Below are 19,937 nucleotides of genomic sequence, written 5' to 3' on the forward strand. Positions count from 1 at the left end.
CTTTCGCTGGGATGACCGCTGATTTGCGGTGTCGGCTAATGACCTAAGCCAGGTTCGCCGGGACGATCGGCAGAGACCGCAAACGCTTGCCCGTCGCCGCGAAAACCGCATTGGCAATCGCCGGGATCACCGGCGGAAGCGCCGGTTCGCCAAGACCCGAAGGCGGATTGTCCGACAGCACGAACTCGACGACGATGTCCGACGGCGCATTGGTGATGCGCGGCAGCGGATAGTCGTGGAAGTTGGTGCGGTTGCCTGCGCCGTCTACAAAGGTGACGACCTGGCCGAGCAGAGTCTGGCCGATTCCGTCGATCACCGAGCCCTGGACCTGATGCACGGCGTTGATCGGATTGATGATCTGGTTGCCGACATCGCCCGCGACCCAAACCTTATCGACATGCACCGCGCCGCCGGGGCGCACCGTGATATCGACGACCTCGGCGAAATAGCCGCGATGGCTGTAATAGAAGCCGAAGCCACGGCCCTTGCCCCCGCCACTCTTGCCATCGCCTTCGCGCCCCTTCCAACCCGACATTTCGCAGACCTTGTTGATGACGCCGAGTGCGCGGCCGGTGTGGAACTCGCCATACTGACCTTGCACCGCCGGTATGAGGCGCGGCTCGCCCAGGATGCTGCGCATGAACTCCGGCAGATCCTTGCCCGCCGCCAGCGCGACCTCGTCGAGGAAGCTGTGGAACACGAAGGCCATCGCGTTGGACGTCGGCGCGCGCAGGAAGCCCGTCGGCACGTTCGTCTTCATGTAGGAGACGCAGTAGCAGATGTCCGACAACAGCGGCCCGGGGAACTCGCCCGCGCCCATGCCGGCGGCCTGGATCGGCTTGCCGTCCGCGCCATAGCTCACGAAATGGTCCTTGAGCGCGATCAGCTTACCGTCCTTGTCGAGACCCGCCTCGAAGCTGTGCCAGCCACCCGGCCGGAAGAATTCGTGCCGCATATCGTCCTGCCGGTTGAACAGCAGCTTCACATGCTTGCCCGGCATCGCCTTCGCGATCTGGCCGGACATGGCCATATAGTCGTTCATCAGACGCCGGCCGAAACCGCCGCCGATGCGCGTCATGTTAATCGTGATCGCCTCGGGCGCGATGCCCATCATCTCCGCGACCAGCGCGCGGCCACGCTCGGGCGCCTGCGACGGCGCCCAGAACTCGACCTTGCCGTCCTTATAGAGCGCGGTGCAATTCTGCGGCTCGAGATTGGCGTGGCCGATGAAGGGATAGTCGTAGTCGGCCGTGACCTTCTTCGCCGCACCGGCCAGCGCCTTATCGACGTCGCCCCGGCGCAAGATGTCCGCGCCGGGCGCCTGCTTGTAGAGCTCAGCGGCATTCTCGGCGAAGCGTGCGCTCGAATTCTTGCGTGCCTCGGCGTCGTTCCAGACAGGCTTCAGCGCCTCACGCGCCTTGTTGGCCACCCACCAGCTGTTCGCGATGATCGCGACGGCGTCATTGGCGCCCTTGGGATTGTAGCTCGTGTTGATCGGCACGACCGCGACGACGCCGGGCAGTGCCTTGACCGCCGCTTCGTCATAGCTCGTAATCGTGCCGCCATAGGCCGGGCAGCATTCGACTGCCGCATAGAGCATGCCCGGGAAAGAAACGTCGATACCGAACAGCGGGCGCCCCGCGACGATATCGGACGTATCGACGCCCATATGCGACTTGCCGATGATCTTGTACTGCGCCGGCGTCTTGAGGGGGACCGTGGCGAGATCGGGCGCGGCCACCTTGGCGGCATCGGGCGCGAGCTGCGCATAAGTGAGCGTGCGCTTGCTGGCGGCATGCGTCACCTTGCCGCTGCCGGTCGTCAGTTGATCCTCGGGGACGCCGAGGCGGGCCGCTGCAGCCTTGACCAGCATTTGCCGGGCAGCCGCGCCGATGCGCCGCATGGGCAGGAAATGATTGGGCGTCGCGAAGCTGCCGCCCGCGATCTGGCCGGTGTAGAGCTTGCCGTCCGAGAGCGTCTGCTCGATCTTCACCTGCGCCCAGTCGACATCCAGCTCCTCGGCGATGAGCATGGGCAGCATCGTCTTGATGCCCTGGCCGACTTCGGGATTCTGCGCGCCGATGATGAAGCTGTTGTCCGCACCGATGCGGATATGCGCGTTCATCATGACCGGCTTCGCGCCGGGCGTCGCAGCGATCGCCATCTTGGCCTCGAAGGCCAGGGCCGCGCCGCCGACCAGGGTCGCGCGGATGAAGGCGCGCCGATCGAGATCCAGGACCGTGCTCATGCCGTGGCTCCTTCCTCGATCCCGGCCGCCTTCTTGATGGCGGCGCGAATGCGGACATAGGTGGCGCAGCGGCAGATATTGCCGCCCATCGCCTGATCAATCTGCGCATCCGTAGGCTTGGGCGTGTTGGCGAGGAGTGCGCTTGCGGACATGATCTGGCCAGCCTGGCAATAGCCGCATTGCGGCACGTCCAGCTCGACCCACGCATCGCTGATCTTCTTGCCGGACGGCGTCGTCGCGACATGCTCGATCGTCGTGACCTGCTTGCCGACGACGGCGCTGATCGGGGTGATGCAGGAGCGGGTCGGGCGCCCGTCGATATGGACGGTGCAGCAGCCGCAGAGCGCCATGCCGCAGCCGAATTTGGTGCCGACCATGTTGAGGTCTTCGCGGAGCACCCAGAGGAGCGGCTTTTCCTGATCAACGTCGACTTGACGCGGTTTCCCGTTGATCGACAGCGTCGTCGCCATATTCATTCTCCCTGCGCAATCTCGGCGCGCAAGAGCATGAAGAAGAACGAGCAGTTGTCAACGTCCACAGCACTGCCATATGCAAAACAAAGCAAATATTTCGGCCTGATCCAAGTGTCTATATTTCAAAATATACAGGATAGAGTTTGAGCGACATGGACGACATAATCCGGGCAGCGCGCGAATGGGCCGGGCAGCCCATGGCGCTGGCCACGGTGATCGAGGCATCGGGTTCCGCCCCTCGCCCGCGCGGCGGGCATATGCTCGTCACCGGCGACGGCCGCTTCGCCGGTTCCATTTCGGGCGGCTGCGTCGAATATGACGTGTTCGCACTTGCCGAGAGCGTGATCGCCGGCGGGCCTGCCAGCGTCCAATATTATGGCAGCAACGATCCGAGCATCTGGCTCCCCGGGTTGCCCTGCGGTGGGCAGATCGGTGTTCTGGTCCAACCCGTCGCGGAGGGCGGGTTCGCGCCTGCCCTGTTCGAGGACATCGCCCGAGCCCATGCGAGCGGCGCGTCGTTGACCCTATCGACGGACCTCGAAACGGGCCGGACCAGCCAGGGCAAGCTGGATGGACAATTCGTCCACGTCTATGAGCCGCCTCGCAGGCTCCTCATCGTCGGGGCAGTCCAGATCGCGCAGGTGCTGGCGTCGATCGCGCGCGCGACGGGCTTTGCGGTGACCATCTGCGATCCGCGCGAACGCTTTCTGGCGCCCGAGCGCTTTCCGGATGTGGACCTGACGGACGCCTGGCCGGACGAGGCCGTCAACGCCTTCGCGCCGAACCAGAGCTCGGCCGTCGTGACCTTGAGCCACGATGTGAAGATCGATGATCCCGCACTGGTCGCGGCGCTTGCTCATCCTACCGGCTATGTCGGCGCGCTCGGATCGCGCGCCAACCATGTCCGCCGCCTGGAGCGGCTCGCGGCGATGGGCGTGTCTCCCAAGGACCTGGCGCGGATCGATGGGCCGGCGGGCATTTCCATCGGGGGGCTGGGGCCGCATGAGATCGCGCTATCGATCGCGGCGGGCATGGTCGGAGCCTTGCGTGGCGTCCGATGAGCGGCTTGCCGTTGCCTTGCTGGCGGCGGGGCGATCAACGCGGTTCGGCGATGCGAACAAGTTGACGGCGCTGCTGGGCGGGCGTCCGTTGGTCGACTGGGCGGCGCAGGCCGGCTTGGCGGTCGATGCGCACTCGCGTTTCATTGTCACCGGCCCGGGAGACCTTGCGCCCATCGCAAGCTATGAGCGCATGATCAATCCGCACCCGGAGCGAGGCATGGCCGGATCGCTCCGCGTCGCTGCCCAGGCTGCGGAGCGAGCAGGCACGGATGCTTTGCTGGTGTTGCTTGCTGATGTGCCGTTTGTCGAAGCAGCTCATCTTCAGCGCCTTATCGAGCGACATCGATTCGATCCGGAACGGCCGGTCTTCTCGATCGTGCCTCGGGGCGCGGCCCAACCCCCTGCCTTGTTTCCGGCGCGCTGTTTCGCCGCGCTTCAGGCTCTCGAAGGCGACAAGGGGGCGCGGGCGCTCGCGGTTGATGCGATCCTCATCGAGACGGAGACGGACAGCCTTCTCGATATCGATACGCCGGATGACCTGAACCGGGCAAAGAGCCGCTTGTAGCTTTCGGAGCAGTCGCGCTCAGGCCGTGAACGCATCCCCGAACATCTCGCGCAACGTCGTCTTCTGGACCTTGCCCATACTGTTCTTGGGCAGTTCCGGCAGGAAATAGACGCGCCGTGGCTGCTTGAAGCGCGCCAGCGTGCCTTCCAGCGCGGCGATCACGGCCGCCTCGTCGGCAAAGGCCGGAGCGCGTGGCACGACAGCCGCGACGACGCCTTCGCCCAGATCCGGATGCGGCACGCCGATGACGGCCGACTCATGAATTTGCGGCAGCTCGTCGAGCGCCGTCTCCACTTCTGCCGGATAGATGTTGTAGCCACCGGCGATGATGAGATCCTTGGCGCGGCCGACGATCGAGACATAGCCGCGCGGATCGATGAAACCGAGATCGCCCGAAATGAAATAGCCGTCGCGGAATTCCTCGGCGGTCTTTTCTGGTTTGCGCCAATAGCCCTTGAACACGTTCGGTCCGGCGATCTCGATGACGCCGACCTCGCCCTGCGGCAGCACCCGGCCGCTTTCGGGATCGGCAATGCGGATGTCGATGCCGGGCAGCGGCATGCCCACCGTACCGGCGATCCGGTCGCCGTCATAGGGATTGGACGTGTTCATATTGGTCTCGGTCATGCCGTAACGCTCGAGAATGGCATGGCCCGTCCGCGCCTCGAACTCACGGTGGATCTCGGCCGAGAGTGGCGCCGAGCCGGAGACGAACAGGCGCATATGGCCGACGAGCGAGCGGTCGAAAGCCTGTTCGGCCAGCAGGCGGATGTAGAAAGTCGGCACACCCATCATCGTGGTCGCGCGCGGGAGGGCGGCCATCACCGCCTCGGCATCGAACTTCGCCTGGAAGATCATCGAGGAACCGGCCGCCAGCGTCACATTCGTGCCCACGAAAAGCCCGTGCGTATGGAAGATCGGCAAGGCGTGCAGCAGCACGTCGTCCGCCGAGAAGCGCCAGTGATCGACCAGGGTCAGCGCATTGGAGGCCAGATTATCATGACTGAGCATCGCCCCCTTGGAACGGCCGGTAGTGCCGGAGGTGTAGAGGATGGCAGCCAGATCGTCGGCTTCGCGCGCCACGGTCACCCAGGCACCCGACATGCCGGCGGCAAGCGCGCTGAGGCTCCCCTCGCCCGCTTCGCCCAGCGTTTCGACACTGATGTCTCCCGCCAGAGCGGCCAGTTCTTCGTGCCGAGCGGGGTCAGAAACGAACAGCGCCGGCTCGGCATCCTCGATGAAGTAGCTCAGTTCGGCTGAGGTATAGGCGGTGTTGAGCGGCACGAAGATCGCGCCCGCCCGCAGGGTCGCCAGATAGAGCATGAGCATGTCGATGCTCTTGGGCGTCTGGACCATCACCCGGTCCCCAATGCCGACCCCGCGCGCCGCAAGCGCATTGGCAAACCGCGCCGATCCCGCCATCATGTCGCCATAAGTGACGAGCGAGCCATCTTCCAGCCAGGCAAAGGGCCGCGTTTGATCGGCTGGGAAACGGGCGGCGAGCGTATCGAACAGATTGGCCATGGGCGCCCTCTAGCTGGCTGTGCGGAAAAGCGGAACTGCCCTCAACGGCTCGGCGCTATGTGCCGATCGACGATCAGCGCGCCAAGTATGACGACCGCCGTCATCGCGACGACCACCGCGAAGAATGGCCATGTCGCATTGCCTGCCAGCGTCAGCAGCAGGCCACCGGTGGCGCCGATGAGCACCCCGCCCAAGCGCCCGATCATCAGCCCCACGCCGATGCCTGTCGCGCGCACCTGCTCGGCATAGCCCAGCGTCAGCAGCGCATAGCCGACCGCGATCACCATGCTCGCGAACATGCCCATGCCGCTGATCGCGAGCATGACGAGCCAATAGGTGGCCGGATTCGGGGCTTCCGATGCGCCATGGAGATGGGCCGCAAGGATTATGACCGTGGCGGCCGTCAGCACGGCGCCGACGAGCGTGATGCGTAGCGAGCCATAGCGATGGACGAGGAAGCCGGTAAGGACCGCGGCGGTGATCGCCAGCAAATGGAAGAAGGCGCTGGCCTGCAGCGCCTGCGTGATCGTGAATCCGCTCATCGTGAGGAAGGTCGAGGACCAGTTCGGAAAGGCGTAGACCACGAACTGCGCGGCGAAGAAGAAGGTCCAGCCACCGACATTGAGGCGCAGATAGCGGCGCGAGAACAGGGTCTCGCCCCTGTCGGAGTGCCGTTCGGCTTCCGTCGATGGACGTGCAAGCGCTTCCGGCGCGATCTCGATCCCGGCATGGCGCTTGAGCAGCCTGCCCGCTTTCTCCGTCTCGCCCTTGCCGGCGAGATAGGCGGCCGATTCCGGGAGCAACACCAGCACTGCCGTGGCGACGAGCAAGGTCAGGATGCCGCACAATATGAAGCAGCCACGCCAGCCCACCATCGGCAGAAACAGTTGCAAGGCAAGACTGCCGAGCAGACCACCGAATGGCGTGCCGATCGACATGAAGGCAATCGACTTGGCCTGTGCGCGGCGCGGCATCCATTCGGTCACCAGGGCGATAGAGCTCGGCGCGGCCGCACCGAAACCGAGACCGCTGATGAAGCGGATGGTCGTCATCTGCGTCACGTTTTCCGCGAAGGCGGCCACGACGGTCGCAAGCCCGAAGAGGAAAGCCGAGATGACGAGCACGCGCTTGCGACCGAACATGTCGCCCAGCCGCCCACCAGCCCCCGCGCCGATGGCGAGTCCGAACAGCGAAGCGCCGAGCGCCGGACCGAAATGGGCGCGATCGACATTCCAGTCTTCCAGAATGACGGGTGTCACGAGGCCGAGCAACTGGATGTCGAGCCCGTCGATCATCAGCATCAGCATGACGAGAGCGAGCACGCTCATCTGGCGCGCAGTGATCGGCTGCGCATCCAAGCGAGCGGAAATGCCGGCGATCATCCCGCGCGCGGCACTAGCATCAACAGCCATTCACTCCCCTCCGCGCTCTCCCTGCATTCTCTGGCAGGCGCGCGGAACGCTGGCTAGCGGCCAAATGACCGCCAGCGGCAGAATTTTTGGCATCACCGAAGCTAGATTTCGACCTGGCTGCCGAGCTCGATCACGCGGTTGGTCGGCAGGCGGAAGAACTCCATCGCGCTTTCCGCGTTGCGCAGCATCCAGGCGAACAGCTTCTCGCGCCAGATGCGCATGCCTGGTCGCGCCGAAGGCAGCAATGTCTGTCGCGCGAGGAAGAAGCTGGTTTCCATCATCTTGAAGTTCTGGCCGCAGCCCGACACCTGGGTCAGCGCCGCCGGCACATCGGCTTCCTCCATGAAGCCGTAGTTCAGGATGACCCGGAAGAAACCGCGCCCCAGATCCTCGATCTCGTAGCGCGCGGTCGAGACGACCATCGGCACATCCGCGATCTTGACGGTGAGCAGCACGACGCGCTCGTGCAACACCTTGTTGTGTTTGAGATTATGCAGCAGTGCGTGCGGCACGCCGTCCGGTGTCGAGGTCATGAACACCGCCGTGCCGGAAACGCGCACTGCGCTGTTGGAGGCCGAGGCGATGAACACTGGGATCGGCATCGCCGCCTCGCGCAGGCGATCCATCATCAGCTTGCGGCCCTTGGCCCAGGTGGTGAGCATGGTGAAGACGATGAGGCCGATGAACAGCGGGAACCAGCCACCGTCCGGAATCTTGGTGAGATTGGCCACGAGATAGGCGCCATCGACCAGATAGAAGACCGCAAGCAGCGGCACGGAAATCCAGGTCGGCCACTTCCACAGCTTGAACAGCACCACGGTCAGCAGGACATTGTCGATGAACATCGCGCCCGTCACCGCGATGCCATAGGCTGCGGTCAGGTTGGACGAGGTCTGGAAGGTCAGCACCAGCAGGATGACCATGATCATCAGGCCCCAGTTCATCAGGGGAATGTAGATCTGGCCGGCCGTCGATGCGCTTGTATGCGCAATGCGCAGGCGCGGCATGAAGCCGAGCTGGATCGCCTGCTGCGTGACCGAGAAGGCGCCGGTGATGACCGCCTGCGACGCGATGATCGCGGCCAGCGTCGCGATGCCGACCAGCGGCAGGCGGAAGGCATCGGGCGCGAGATTGTAGAACGGGCTTTGCAGCGCCGAGGCGCCCTCGCGGATCAGCAGCGAGCCCTGTCCCATATAATTGAGCATCAGCGCCGGCAGCACGAACCAGAGCCAGGAGAGGCGGATCGGCTTGCGGCCGAAATGGCCCATGTCCGCATAGAGCGCCTCGGCACCCGTAACGGCGAGCACCACGGCGCCCAGCGCCAGAAACGCCTGCAGCGGCGTCAGCAGGAAGAAATCGAGCGCATAGAGCGGATTGATCGCCCAGAGAATGTCCGGGTGCTTCAGGATGCTCATGATGCCGAGCGTCGCGATCGAGATGAAATAGATCATCATGATCGGCCCGAACAGCGAAGCGACGCGGCTCGTGCCCGAGCGCTGGATGAAGAACAGGAAGATCAGGATCGCGACCGCCAGCGGCACCACCAGATTGCCGAACGCGGGATTGACGACCGCGAGACCCTCGACCGCCGACAGGACCGACACCGCCGGCGTGATCATGCTGTCGCCATAGAACAGCGCCGTGGCGAACACGCCGAGCAGGACAATGCCCGCCGACCAGCGCTGCGAAGGCACGGAACGGCTGATCAGGGCGAGCAGCGCAAGACTGCCGCCCTCGCCCTTGTTGTCCGCCTTCATGATGATCGAAACATATTTGAGCGTCACGACCAGCATCATCGACCAGAACATGAGGCTGATCGCGCCCATGATGTGCGGCGTATCGAGATCGAGCGGATGATGGCCTGCGAAGGTCTCGCGGAAGGCGTAGAGCGGGCTGGTACCGATGTCGCCGAAGACGACGCCGATCGCGCCGACGGAAAGCTTCAGCAAGCCTTCCTGGCTATGCCCGTGGCCCGCGGCCGGTGCAGCTGCACCGGCATTGCCCTGATCCGGCGTGGTCACTTGCCCGCCTGAGCCACTGTCATCGGTTGCGCGTCCCCTGTCCGGTGGCCCCCGCCTCCGGACGGCGCGCGGCCTAGCACTTCACCTTCCATGGTGCAACGCACAATCACTGCGCCGGGTTTCCGCTTTGGGACATGGCCTCGCGGCGGCGCATAAGCTCCTGAAGCAGGGCGATATTGCGGATCAGTTCCTCGCGCAGTTCCATGTCCTCGGGCAAGCGCGCGGCAAGGCGCAGCCAGATATCGCGCGATCGCTCGAATTCGCCGGATTCGGCGAGGGCCAGACCGTAGAAATAAGCCGGCGAAACGCCTGTCGGCTGCAGCGCCATCGCCTTGCGATAGGCATAGTCGGCGGAGGGGGAGAGCGTGCCGTTGCCATGCGCCAGCAAGGCATTGCCGAGCCCGACCCAGAGATTGGCATCGTCAGGGAATTCGCGCAGCCCGGAGAGCAACACATTGGCCGCCTTCTCCGTGTCGCCCGCGCGCGCCAGACCATCCGATATCACCAGCCAGCGCGTGGCGCCGGAAATGCCCTCACCGATCTCCTGGCGCTTCTTGGCCAGTGCCTCGTCGAACCTCACCTGATTGGTGCCCGCGGTCACCGGCTTGCCAGCCAGTGCAGGGCGCCCCTGCCAGGCATAGCCGGCGAGGCCGAGCAGAAGTGCCGTCGCGACCGGCGCGATCCGGCGCACGGGCACGCGCGCCCCGAGCAGGATGCCGACACCCGTCACGAGCGCCAGCGCCAGGGCGATGACGAGTCCGGTCATGACTTTGCATTCCTGCGTCGGCGAATGCGGCCATAAGCCAGCGCCCCGCCCGCGCCCAGCAGCAGCAGCGGCGCAGCCCAGAGCGGCCAGAGGATCGGCTCGACCGTCGGCTGATAGCTGATCCAGTCGCCATAGCGCTCGATCAGCCACGCGCGGATATGCTCCGGCTCCTCGCCCCGCGCGATGCGCTCGCGAATTTCGGATCGCATGTCGGAGGCCATACTGGCATTGCTGTCGGCGATCGACTGGCTCTGACAGGTCAGGCAGCGGATCGTGTGCATCAGCGCCGTCGCCTTGGCTTCCATCGCGGGATCGTCGAGCTGGCGGTCGGCATAAGGCGCCGGCGGCAGCGCGGTTTGGGCGAAGGCCGGAAACGCCAGAAAGAGCGCGAAGAAGAGCAGCAGGCGGCTCATGTCTCAGCCTCTCTCAGCTTCTGCATGAGCATCTCAACGTCCTGCGGCCCGATATAGCCAATATGCTGATAGCGGATGATGCCCTTGCCATCGACCACGAAGGTCTCCGGCACGCCCGACGAGCCAAGATAGAATTGCAGCGTGCTGCGCGCATCGAGGCCGATGCGCTGGAACGGATCGCCATGGCGCTTGAGGAAAGCATCGACGTCCGGCCGCGCATCGCGGATCGCCACCGCGTCGATGCGCACGCCCCTCTGGGCAAGCTGGGCGAGTTGCGGTGCCTCGGCGGCGCAGGGTACGCACCAGCTCGCGAAGACATTGAGCAGCCGCGGCTTCCCATCCGCCATCTGTTTGGTCGAGAGCGCCGGCTTCATCGACGAGGCAGCCGGCAGATCGATGCCCGGCACGGGCTTGCCGATCATGCGCGACTGCACGACCTGCTGCTGGTCGCGATTGAGACCGAGCGAGGCAACCACCAGGAAGATCAGGTAGGCGATCAGCGGCACCCAGAGGATGAGTAGACGCTTGTTCATGCCGCCACCATTGCCGCCGCCGCCGAGGCCTGCGCCTTGCTGTTGCGTCGCTCGCGCCGGACGCGGCCGATCAGCGCCAGCACGCCGCCAAGCGCGATCAGCCCGCCGCCCAGCCAGATGAAGGTCACGAACGGCTTCCACCAGATGCGCAGCTGCCAGCGGCCATCCTCCAGCGCCTCGCCCAGCACCAGATAGAGCTGTCCGTTCCAGCGCGTCATCTGCACGGACTCGGTCGTAGGCGTCGGGGGATCGGAGAAGAAGCGCGCCTGCGGATGGGCGACGCCGATGACGCGGCCGTCCTTGCTGACCGTAAGCGCCGCCTGCATGGCCGTCCAGTTCGGGCCGGCAAAGGGCATGACGGAGTCGAGCCGCACGGTCATGCCGGCAATCTCATACGTGTCGCCGGGCTTGGCAGCCGCCAGCCTCTCGCTCGAAAAGGCGCTTTCGGAGGCCATGCCCGCAAGACTCACCGCGCAACCGAAATGCGCGATCACCATGCCATAGGTGAACAGCGGCGTGCGCAGCAGGTTGCGCTTCCAGAGCGGGGCGAGGCTGGCGAGCGCCAGCGCCGCCGCCACGGCAAGTCCGAGCGTCGGGAGCAATCCGACGGCGCGCGATGACAGTCCGACGATGGCGATGAGCGCCAGCAGCGCAAGACCACCGGGCACCGCCGCTCGCCGCAGAAGCAGCTTTGCATCGTCCTTGCGCCAGCGCAGCATCGGGCCGATGACGAGGACGACCATCAAGGCGAGCGCGATCGGCCCGATGATCGTGTTGAAATAGGGCGGGCCGACGGACACGCGCACGCCCATCATCTCGGTGAGCAGCGGATAGAGCGTGCCGATCAGGACAAGAGCCAGAATCACGCAGAGCAGCAGATTGTTGATGACCAGCATGGCTTCGCGGCTCACCGGATCGAACCGCGCGCCTTCGTTCACCGTATGCGCTCGCAGCGCGAACAGGATGAGGGCGCCACCAATATAAATACCGAGCAGGATCAGGATGAAACTGCCACGTGTCGGATCGACCGCAAAGGCATGGACGCTGGTGAGAATGCCCGAGCGAACGAGGAACGTCCCTATCATCGACATGGCAAAGGCGACCACCGCCAGCATGATCGTCCAGGCACGCAGGGCGTCGCGCGTGGCGAGAACCGAAGCGCTGTGGAGCAGCGCCGTCGCCGCCAGCCAGGGCATGAGCGAGGCATTCTCGACCGGATCCCAGAACCACCAGCCTCCCCAGCCCAGCTCGTAATAGGCCCAATAGGAACCGGCAGTGATGCCGAAGGTCAAAAGAATCCACGCCGCCAGCACCCATGGCCGGACGGCACGGGCGAAGCGCGCATTGACCTGCCGGGTCAAGAGCGCACCCACCGCGAACGAAAAGGCCACGGAAAGCCCGACATAGCCGATGTAGAGCGTGGGCGGATGGAAGGCGAGACCGGGGTCCTGCAGCAGCGGATTGAGCCCCTGCCCGTCCCTCGCAGCCGGATCGAGCCGCGCAAACGGATTGGAGGCAAGGAGCAGGAACGCATAAAAGCCAAGGCTGATCGCCGCCTGCGCGCCAAGTGTCGCGATATGGGTGCGTTTGTCGAGGCCCCGCTCGAACAGCGCGACGGCCGCCCCGGCGAGGCTCATCACCGCCACCCAGAGCAGCATTGACCCCTCGTGATTGCCCCAGGCCCCGGCGAATTTGTAGATGAAGGGCTTCATCGAATGGCTGTTGGCCGCCACGAGATAGACCGACATGTCCGATCGCAGGAACAGGATGATGAGGAGCGTCATGGCCAAGCCAGTCAAGACGCCCTGCGCGACCGTGACCGGCCGGATCAAGCGCAGCGCATCCGCATTGCCTTTGGCCACCGCTGCCCAGGCGAACAGCAATTGCGCGCCCGCCAGCAAGGCGGCGAGCCACAGGGCGGCAAGTCCGGCTTCGGCGATCATGGTTTGGCCGCTTCGACCTTGTGGGTCTTGGGATCATATGTGATCCCTTCCATCTCGCGCGGCATGTAGCGCTCGTCATGCTTGGCGAGGATATTCGTTGCCCGGAAAACCCCTTGCGCGTCGAACGCCCCTTCCGCCACCGCGCCGCTATTCTCCTTGAAAAGGTCGGGCGTGATACCGCTGAAGCTCGCCGGAACGCTGGCCTTGCCGTCGGTCAGGCGAAAGTTGACGGTCACGCCATCCGGCCCCCGCTTCAGGCTGCCGACTTCCACCATGCCGCCGAGACGGATCGCCTTGCCGGCCTCGACCTTCGCCGCCTGCGCCTCGCTCGGCGTGTAGAAATAGGCGGCCTGATCCTTCAGCGCCGACATGGCGAGCAGGACGCCGCCGATCATCGCGACCAGCGCCAGCGCCACCAGCACGAGGCGCTGATGCTTGCGTTTGGGACCTTGTCTTGTCGATGCCAGCACAGTCATGAGGGTTCAGTCTCGTTCGAGCAGGTGGGTCGCGCGCTTCTCGGCCGTGCGCGCCGCACGCCAGGCCCAGAGGCTCGTGGCCAGAGTAGCAGCGACGGTGAGCGCATAAGCGGAAATGACGAAGGGCCAGGGATTCACGGGATTCAGCCTCGCGACATGCGGCGCAGTCGCGCCTCGATTCGGTTTTCGGCCAGGATCGCGCGCATGCGCAGGAAGACGATCGCCGCGAACCAGAGCGAGAAGCCAAGCACGGTGAGGCCGAGCGGCCAGAGCATCGAGCCGTCGATGCTGCTGCCCCTGAGCGTGATGCTCCGGCCCTGATGCAGGCTGTTCCACCACACGACGGAATAATGGATCACCGGAAGGTTCAGCGCGCCGATCAGCGCATAGATCGCTGTCACACGACTGACGCCGCCTTCGTCGCCTTGCTGGGCGCTGGAGCGCGCCAGGGCGATATAGCCGATATAGAGAAACAGCAGCAGCAACATGGAGGTTAGCCGGCCGTCCCACTCCCACCAGGTTCCCCAGGTCGGCCGACCCCAGATCGATCCCGTCACCAGGCACAGGGCCGTGAATACCGCGCCGGGGACCGCGATCGCCTGCCCGGCGACGCTGGCCAGCGGATGCCGCCAGACAAGTTGCATGATCGCGGCAACGGTAAGCCCGGTCCATCCGCCCATGCCCAGCCACGCGGTCGGCACATGAATATAGAGAATGCGCACGGTCTCGCCCTGCAGATAGTCCGCAGGCGTCACGAACAGCCCGGCCAGAGATCCCGCGAGGATCAGCGCGACGCCGCCCCAGAAGCACCAGGGCGTCGCAGGCACGGCTATGGCGAGGAATCGGCGCGGGTTCGCGAAAGCGTGCATCGCGCTCCTTTAGAGCCGTCGGGCAGCACTTGCCAGTGGGTTGATTTTGCCCGGTGGCGTGCCAATCGCTCATTCGAACATAAATTTGCGTCAGGGAGGCGACAAATCCGATCGGCGCCCCTATATGGCGCGCAAATGAAGGATCGCGCCGGGGCGGAAACGCCTCGTGGCCCACTGAGTAGAGCCATGCTGACCACCCATCCGTTCGATGACGACAAGCTGCGTGAAGAATGCGGCATTTTCGGTGTATATGGTGGCGAAGGCGCCTCCGCCATGGTCGCGCTGGGGCTGCACGCGCTCCAGCATCGCGGCCAGGAGGCGGCGGGAATCACCAGCTTCGATGGCGAGGAGTTTCATACGCATCGCGCCATGGGCCATGTCGCCGGCAATTTCGACAATGACGAGATCATCCGCAGGCTGGCGGGCGATGTCGCCTGCGGCCATGTCCGCTATTCGACGACCGGCGAGACGGCGCTGCGCAACGTGCAGCCGCTTTATGCCGATCTCGCCTCGGGCGGCTTCGCGATCGCGCATAACGGCAACATCTCGAATGCGATGAATCTGCGCAAGCGCCTCGTCCGTGAAGGTGCGATCTTCCAGTCGACCAGCGACACGGAAGTCATCGTCCATCTGCTAGCCAAGTCGCGCTATCGCACTCTGCTCGATCGGTTCATCGATGCGCTCAAGCAGGTCGAAGGTGCCTATTCGCTGATCTGCCTGACACGCGAAGGCCTCATCGCCTGCCGTGATCCCCTCGGCATTCGTCCGCTCGTCATGGGCCGCATCGGCGAGGCGGTGATCTTCGCCTCCGAGACCGTCGCCTTCGACGTAGTTGGTGGCGAATATATTCGTGATGTCGAAGCTGGCGAGCTGATCGTGGTGACCCAGGGTGGCGAGATCCGCTCACATCGCCCGTTTGGCGAGACGCTGCAGCCACGCCCCTGCATCTTCGAGCATGTCTATTTCTCGCGACCCGATTCGGTCGTCGACGGCAACAGCGTCTACGCCGTCCGCAAGGGCATCGGCGCGCAGCTGGCCATCGAAAGCCCGGTCGATGCCGATCTGGTCATTCCGGTGCCGGACAGCGGCGTGCCCGCGGCGATCGGCTATGCCCAGCAGTCGGGCCTGCCGTTCGAGCTCGGCATCATCCGCTCGCACTATATCGGCCGCACCTTCATCCAGCCTGGCGACAAGGTCCGCCACCTCGGCGTGAAGCTCAAGCACAACGCCAATCGCGCGCTGATCGACGGCAAGAAGATCGTGCTGATCGACGATTCGATCGTGCGTGGCACGACCAGCCTTAAGATCGTGCAGATGATGCGCGAGGCGGGCGCCAAGGAAGTGCATATGCGCATCGCCAGCCCGCCGACGCGCCACAGCTGCTTCTATGGCGTCGACACGCCCGAGCGCGGCAAGCTCCTCGCGCACAAGATGGATGTCGCCCAAATGTGCGCCTATATTCACGCCGACAGCCTCGCCTTCGTCTCTATCGACGGACTCTATCGGGCCATTGGCGAGAGTACGCGCGACGACAACAGCCCGCAATATTGCGACGCCTGCTTCACCGGCGACTATCCGACCACATTGACCGACTTCGACGACGTAGCCGAAGTCGATCAGCTCGAGCTCCTGCGCGAGCGCGTGGTCTGAGCCGAACATAATATGACAGACCAGATTGACAACCGGCCCCTTGAAGGCCGCCTCGCCCTCGTGACCGGGGCAAGCCGCGGAATCGGCGCTGCAACGGCGCTGGCGCTCGCTGCCGATGGCGCGCATGTGATCCTCGTGGCACGTTCCGTGCCGGATCTGGAGAAGGTCGAGGACGCCATTCACGCCGCGGGCGGCCATGCGACCATCGCGCCGCTCGACCTGACCGATGGCGAAAGCATCGGCCGCTTAGCGCAAGCCGTCAGTGGCCGCTGGCAGGCGCTCGATGTCATGGTCCTGAACGCAGCGACTCTGGGCACGCTGGCAGCGGTCCCGGCGATCGACACCAAGGAATTCGCACGTCAGCTGACGCTCAATATCGCTTCGACCCAGGCGCTGATCGCCGCGTTCGACCCGATGCTGCGCGCGAGCAGAAACGCCCGCGTCATTGCGCTCTCGACCGGCGTCGCCGCGGCCAATCCGCGCGCCTATTGGGGCGCTTATGGTGCCTCGAAGGCGGCGCAGGACGTGCTGGTCGCGGCTTATGGCAAGGAAGTGAGCAACATCAGCGCTATTCGCACGCATATCGTCAATCCGGGACCCACCCGCACGACGATGCGCGCTCGCGCCTATCCGGGTGAAGATCCGGCGACGCTCAAGACGCCGGATGTGGTCGGACGTGCGATCGCCGATCTGGTTGCGAGCGATGCGGCCGACGGCACCCGGATCGACTTGCCGAAATAGATCTATCGAACGGACCGGCACAAAGGCCGGTCCGTCAGTTCAGCCGAACATGCCCTTAAGCTTGCTGAAGAATCCGCTCGATTCCGGGCATTCCTCGCCGGTTTCGGTTTCCCGGAATTCCTCGAGTAGTTCCTTCTGACGCGCGGACAGTCTGGTCGGGGTCTCGACCTCGATCTGCATAACCATGTCGCCGCGGCCGCGCCCATTCAGCACCGGCATGCCCGCGCCGCGCTGGCGCAGCTGCTTGCCCGACTGAATACCCGAAGGAATGCGGATCTCGTGCTCGACGCCGTCGAGACCGGGCACATGGATCTCGCCGCCGAGCGCCGCCATGGTGAAGCTGATCGGCACGCGGCAGAACAGATTGGTGCCTTCGCGCTCGAAGATGGCGTGCCGTTTGACGTGCAGAAAGATGTAAAGGTCACCCGAAGGCGCGCCGCGCGGACCCGCTTCGCCCTGCCCTGCAAGGCGGATGCGCGTGCCCTCGTCCACGCCGGGCGGGATCTTGACATCGAGCGAGCGCTCCTTGTCGATCCGACCTTCGCCGCGACAGGAACGGCAGGGCGACTTGATGCGCTGACCAGCACCATGACAGCTCGGGCAAGTCCGCTCGATGACGAAAAAGCCCTGCTGCGCCCGCACCTTGCCGTGACCAGAGCAGGTGCCACAGGTCTCCACGCCCGTTCCAGGCTCGGCGCCACTGCCGTCGCAACTCTCGCATTGTGTCGAGACATCGATCCGGATCGTGGTGTCGCGTCCGTGAAAAGCGTCCTCGAGGCTGACTTCGAGATCGTAGCGCAAGTCGGCGCCGCGGCGCTGCTGCTGGCGTTGGCCGCCGAAGCCGCCGCCGAAGATCGTGTCGAAGATATCGCCGAAATCACCGAAGCCTGCGCCGCCGAAGCCATTGCCGCCGCCAGCGCCACCCTGTTGGAAGGCGGCGTGTCCGAAGCGATCATAGGCGGCGCGCTTCTGATCGTCCTTCAGACAATCATAAGCTTCGTTGATGGCCTTGAACTTGGCTTCGCTTTCCTGACAGCCAGGATTGCGGTCAGGATGATATTTCATCGCCAGCTTGCGATAGGCGGATTTGAGGGTCGGCCCATCCGCCGTGCGCTCGACTTCGAGCAATTCGTAATAATCGACTTCGCTGCTCATGCCCGGAACGCGCCCCAAATCAGGACCCGACCGGCGATTTGCGCGCGCCGGTCGGGTCCCGATGTCATTGTCTTATGCCTTCTTGTCGTCTTCGACTTCGGAGAACTCCGCGTCGACCACGTCTTCATCGGCGTTCTGAGCGGGGCCTTCCGCGCCGGGGGAAGCGGATGCGGCCTGCTCCTTCTCGTAGATCGCCTGACCCAGCTTCATCGAGACCTGGGCGAGATCCTGCGTCTTGGCCTTCATCGCTTCGACGTCACCGCTCTCGACGGCACTCTTGGCAACCGAGATAGCCGCTTCGATCTCTTCCTTAAGTGCCGGCTCCACCTTGTCGCCATGCTCGGCGATCTGGCGCTCGGTCGTATGGATCAGGCTCTCGGCATTGTTCTTAGCCTCGGCGCCTTCGCGGCGCTTCTTGTCCTCTTCAGCGAAGCGCTCGGCATCTTTGACCATCTGCTCGATGTCGGTCTCGGACAGACCGCCCGAGGCCTGGATCTTGATCTGCTGCTCCTTGCCGGTGCCCTTGTCCTTCGCGGACACGTTCACGATGCCGTTCGCGTCGATGTCGAACGTGACCTCGACCTGCGGCACGCCGCGCGGCGCCGGCGGGATGCCGACCAGATCGAACTGGCCGAGCAGCTTGTTATCCGCCGCCATTTCGCGCTCGCCCTGGAACACGCGGATTGTCACCGCCTGCTGATTGTCCTCGGCGGTCGAATAGACCTGGCTCTTCTTGGCCGGGATCGTCGTATTGCGATCGATCATGCGGGTGAACACGCCGCCCAGCGTCTCGATGCCGAGCGACAGCGGGGTCACGTCGAGCAGCAGCACGTCCTTGACGTCGCCCTGCAGAACGCCGGCCTGAATGGCGGCGCCCATGGCGACGACTTCGTCAGGATTGACGCCCGTGTGCGGCTCCTTGCCGAAGAAATCCTTCACGATCTCGCGGACGCGCGGCATGCGGGTCATGCCGCCGACAAGAACGACTTCGCTGATCTCGCTGGACGAGACGCCGGCATCCTGCATCGCCTTGCGGCAAGGCTCGAGCGTGCGCTTGATGAGATCCTCGACCAGGCGCTCCAGATCGGCGCGCGTGATCGTCTTGACGAGGTGCTTGGGGCCATTCTGATCGGCCGTGATGAAGGGCAGATTGACCTCGGTCGTCTGTGCCGACGAGAGTTCGATCTTGGCCTTCTCGGCTGCTTCCTTCAGGCGCTGCAAGGCGAGCTTGTCCTTGGTGAGGTCGATGCCCTCATCCTTCTGGAAGCCCTCGGCCAGATAGCTAACCACCTTGGCGTCGAAATCCTCGCCGCCCAGGAACGTGTCGCCATTGGTCGACTTAACCTCGAACACGCCATCGCCGATCTCGAGGATCGAAATGTCGAACGTGCCGCCACCAAGGTCATAGACGGCGATGGTCTTGCCATCCTGCTTGTCCAGGCCATAGGCCAGAGCAGCCGCGGTCGGCTCGTTGATAATGCGGAGCACTTCGAGACCCGCGACCTGGCCGGCGTCCTTGGTCGCCTGGCGCTGCGCGTCGTTGAAGTAGGCAGGAACCGTGATGACGGCCTGCGTCACCGTCTCGCCCAGATAGGCCTCGGCGGTTTCCTTCATCTTCTGCAGGATGAACGCACTGATCTGCGACGGGCTGTAGTCCTGGCCGCCGGCCTTGACCCAGGCGTCGCCATTCGGGCCCTTGGCAATGCTGTAGGGGACGAGCTCCATGTCCTTCTTGGTCATGGGATCGTCAAAGCGGCGGCCGATCAGGCGCTTCACCGCATAAATCGTGTTGTCCGGATTGGTAACGGCCTGACGCTTCGCCGGTTGACCAATGAGCCGCTCGCCATCCTTGGCGAAAGCGACAATCGACGGCGTCGTGCGCGCGCCTTCGGCGTTTTCGATCACTTTAGGCTTTCCGCCGTCCATTACGGCGACGCAGCTGTTCGTCGTGCCGAGATCGATACCAATAACCTTAGCCATGTTTGCCCTCTTGTACCCCAAATAAGTTCAGCGGTTCACGGCTCCGGGTCACGCTGTGCGCCAACCCGGGAACACCGTTTCGTGGGCGGATATAGGGCGGCTTTCGC

Annotated in this window: 18 protein-coding genes; 4 read left to right on the top strand and 14 right to left on the bottom strand. The window is 64.4% G+C overall.

Annotated elements, in window-relative coordinates:
• Positions 1-43 precede the first annotated feature (43 nt).
• Positions 44-2,248 (bottom strand): xanthine dehydrogenase family protein molybdopterin-binding subunit, encoded by a 2,205-nt coding sequence (locus KM135_RS13120; RefSeq protein ID WP_221714465.1) that lies wholly within the window; start codon positions 2,246-2,248, stop codon positions 44-46.
• Positions 2,245-2,718 (bottom strand): (2Fe-2S)-binding protein, encoded by a 474-nt coding sequence (locus KM135_RS13125; RefSeq protein ID WP_221714466.1) that lies wholly within the window; start codon positions 2,716-2,718, stop codon positions 2,245-2,247. The genes KM135_RS13120 and KM135_RS13125 overlap by 4 nt, the downstream gene beginning before the upstream one ends.
• 146 nt (positions 2,719-2,864) lie before the next feature.
• On the opposite strand from KM135_RS13125, the gene KM135_RS13130 reads away from it, so the two are divergent.
• Both KM135_RS13130 and KM135_RS13135 read left to right on the top strand, forming a co-directional pair.
• On the top strand, positions 2,865-3,782 hold the full coding sequence (locus tag KM135_RS13130; protein WP_221714467.1) for an XdhC family protein: 918 nt from the start codon (positions 2,865-2,867) through the stop codon (positions 3,780-3,782).
• Positions 3,769-4,347, top strand: coding sequence for a nucleotidyltransferase family protein (locus KM135_RS13135; protein WP_221714468.1), 579 nt, complete (start codon positions 3,769-3,771; stop codon positions 4,345-4,347). Before KM135_RS13130 ends, KM135_RS13135 begins: the two co-directional genes overlap by 14 nt.
• A gap of 18 nt (positions 4,348-4,365) precedes the next feature.
• On the opposite strand, the gene KM135_RS13140 is transcribed toward KM135_RS13135, so the two are convergent.
• From KM135_RS13140 to ccmC, 10 genes are all read right to left on the bottom strand, one after another.
• Positions 4,366-5,871, bottom strand: a complete 1,506-nt coding sequence (locus KM135_RS13140) for a malonate--CoA ligase (RefSeq protein ID WP_221714469.1) — start codon at positions 5,869-5,871, stop codon at positions 4,366-4,368.
• Between the two features lie 41 nt (positions 5,872-5,912).
• The gene (locus tag KM135_RS13145) at positions 5,913-7,283 is read right to left on the bottom strand and encodes an MFS transporter (protein WP_221714470.1); all 1,371 of its coding nucleotides are present in this window, start codon (positions 7,281-7,283) and stop codon (positions 5,913-5,915) included.
• Positions 7,284-7,384: 101 nt separating this feature from the next.
• Entirely contained in the window at positions 7,385-9,304 is a 1,920-nt protein-coding gene (locus KM135_RS13150) for a potassium transporter Kup (RefSeq protein WP_221714471.1), read from the bottom strand.
• 106 nt (positions 9,305-9,410) lie between these two features.
• Positions 9,411-10,070 carry a tetratricopeptide repeat protein gene (locus KM135_RS13155; RefSeq protein ID WP_221714472.1) on the bottom strand — a complete coding sequence of 220 codons (660 nt, stop codon included), beginning with the start codon at positions 10,068-10,070 and terminating at the stop codon, positions 9,411-9,413.
• Positions 10,067-10,483 carry a cytochrome c-type biogenesis protein gene (locus KM135_RS13160; protein ID WP_221714473.1) on the bottom strand — a complete coding sequence of 139 codons (417 nt, stop codon included), beginning with the start codon at positions 10,481-10,483 and terminating at the stop codon, positions 10,067-10,069. The genes KM135_RS13155 and KM135_RS13160 overlap by 4 nt, the downstream gene beginning before the upstream one ends.
• Entirely contained in the window at positions 10,480-11,016 is a 537-nt protein-coding gene (locus KM135_RS13165) for a DsbE family thiol:disulfide interchange protein (protein WP_221714474.1), read from the bottom strand. The genes KM135_RS13160 and KM135_RS13165 overlap by 4 nt, the downstream gene beginning before the upstream one ends.
• The gene (locus KM135_RS13170; protein WP_221714475.1) at positions 11,013-12,959 is read right to left on the bottom strand and encodes a heme lyase CcmF/NrfE family subunit; all 1,947 of its coding nucleotides are present in this window, start codon (positions 12,957-12,959) and stop codon (positions 11,013-11,015) included. Before KM135_RS13170 ends, KM135_RS13165 begins: the two co-directional genes overlap by 4 nt.
• Positions 12,956-13,435, bottom strand: a complete 480-nt coding sequence (ccmE, locus tag KM135_RS13175) for a cytochrome c maturation protein CcmE (protein ID WP_221714476.1) — start codon at positions 13,433-13,435, stop codon at positions 12,956-12,958. Before ccmE ends, KM135_RS13170 begins: the two co-directional genes overlap by 4 nt.
• A 6-nt stretch (positions 13,436-13,441) precedes the next feature.
• Positions 13,442-13,573, bottom strand: a complete 132-nt coding sequence (locus KM135_RS20030; RefSeq protein ID WP_281422173.1) for a hypothetical protein — start codon at positions 13,571-13,573, stop codon at positions 13,442-13,444.
• A 5-nt stretch (positions 13,574-13,578) separates the two neighbouring features.
• Positions 13,579-14,304: a heme ABC transporter permease CcmC gene (ccmC, locus tag KM135_RS13180; protein WP_221714477.1), complete on the bottom strand. Its 726-nt coding sequence runs from the start codon at positions 14,302-14,304 to the stop codon at positions 13,579-13,581.
• A gap of 186 nt (positions 14,305-14,490) precedes the next feature.
• On the opposite strand from ccmC, the gene purF reads away from it, so the two are divergent.
• Together purF and KM135_RS13190 are read left to right on the top strand one after the other, a co-directional pair.
• The gene (gene purF, locus KM135_RS13185) at positions 14,491-15,954 is read left to right on the top strand and encodes an amidophosphoribosyltransferase (protein WP_221714478.1); all 1,464 of its coding nucleotides are present in this window, start codon (positions 14,491-14,493) and stop codon (positions 15,952-15,954) included.
• A 12-nt stretch (positions 15,955-15,966) separates the two neighbouring features.
• Entirely contained in the window at positions 15,967-16,695 is a 729-nt protein-coding gene (locus tag KM135_RS13190; RefSeq protein ID WP_221714479.1) for an SDR family NAD(P)-dependent oxidoreductase, read from the top strand.
• A gap of 39 nt (positions 16,696-16,734) precedes the next feature.
• On the opposite strand, the gene dnaJ is transcribed toward KM135_RS13190, so the two are convergent.
• Entirely contained in the window at positions 16,735-17,850 is a 1,116-nt protein-coding gene (gene dnaJ / locus KM135_RS13195) for a molecular chaperone DnaJ (RefSeq protein ID WP_221714480.1), read from the bottom strand.
• 72 nt (positions 17,851-17,922) lie between these two features.
• Positions 17,923-19,830, bottom strand: coding sequence for a molecular chaperone DnaK (gene dnaK / locus KM135_RS13200; protein ID WP_221714481.1), 1,908 nt, complete (start codon positions 19,828-19,830; stop codon positions 17,923-17,925).
• Positions 19,831-19,937 lie beyond the last annotated feature (107 nt).

The organism is Sphingobium xanthum, from assembly GCF_019737615.1.
Classification (GTDB): Bacteria; Pseudomonadota; Alphaproteobacteria; order Sphingomonadales; family Sphingomonadaceae; genus Sphingobium; species Sphingobium xanthum.

Excerpts from the sequence above, each read along its gene's own strand:
- dnaK (WP_221714481.1), bottom strand. The coding sequence starts at position 19,830 with ATGGCTAAGGTTATTGGTATCGATCTCGGCACGACGAACAGCTGCGTC.
- ccmE (WP_221714476.1), bottom strand. The coding sequence starts at position 13,435 with ATGACTGTGCTGGCATCGACAAGACAAGGTCCCAAACGCAAGCATCAG.
- KM135_RS13170 (WP_221714475.1), bottom strand. The coding sequence starts at position 12,959 with ATGATCGCCGAAGCCGGACTTGCCGCCCTGTGGCTCGCCGCCTTGCTG.
- KM135_RS13120 (WP_221714465.1), bottom strand. The coding sequence starts at position 2,248 with ATGAGCACGGTCCTGGATCTCGATCGGCGCGCCTTCATCCGCGCGACC.
- KM135_RS13145 (WP_221714470.1), bottom strand. The coding sequence starts at position 7,283 with ATGGCTGTTGATGCTAGTGCCGCGCGCGGGATGATCGCCGGCATTTCC.
- purF (WP_221714478.1), top strand. The coding sequence starts at position 14,491 with ATGCTGACCACCCATCCGTTCGATGACGACAAGCTGCGTGAAGAATGC.
- KM135_RS13155 (WP_221714472.1), bottom strand. The coding sequence starts at position 10,070 with ATGACCGGACTCGTCATCGCCCTGGCGCTGGCGCTCGTGACGGGTGTC.
- KM135_RS13165 (WP_221714474.1), bottom strand. The coding sequence starts at position 11,016 with ATGAACAAGCGTCTACTCATCCTCTGGGTGCCGCTGATCGCCTACCTG.
- KM135_RS13125 (WP_221714466.1), bottom strand. The coding sequence starts at position 2,718 with ATGGCGACGACGCTGTCGATCAACGGGAAACCGCGTCAAGTCGACGTT.
- dnaJ (WP_221714480.1), bottom strand. The coding sequence starts at position 17,850 with ATGAGCAGCGAAGTCGATTATTACGAATTGCTCGAAGTCGAGCGCACG.
- KM135_RS13190 (WP_221714479.1), top strand. The coding sequence starts at position 15,967 with ATGACAGACCAGATTGACAACCGGCCCCTTGAAGGCCGCCTCGCCCTC.
- KM135_RS13140 (WP_221714469.1), bottom strand. The coding sequence starts at position 5,871 with ATGGCCAATCTGTTCGATACGCTCGCCGCCCGTTTCCCAGCCGATCAA.
- KM135_RS13160 (WP_221714473.1), bottom strand. The coding sequence starts at position 10,483 with ATGAGCCGCCTGCTGCTCTTCTTCGCGCTCTTTCTGGCGTTTCCGGCC.
- ccmC (WP_221714477.1), bottom strand. The coding sequence starts at position 14,304 with ATGCACGCTTTCGCGAACCCGCGCCGATTCCTCGCCATAGCCGTGCCT.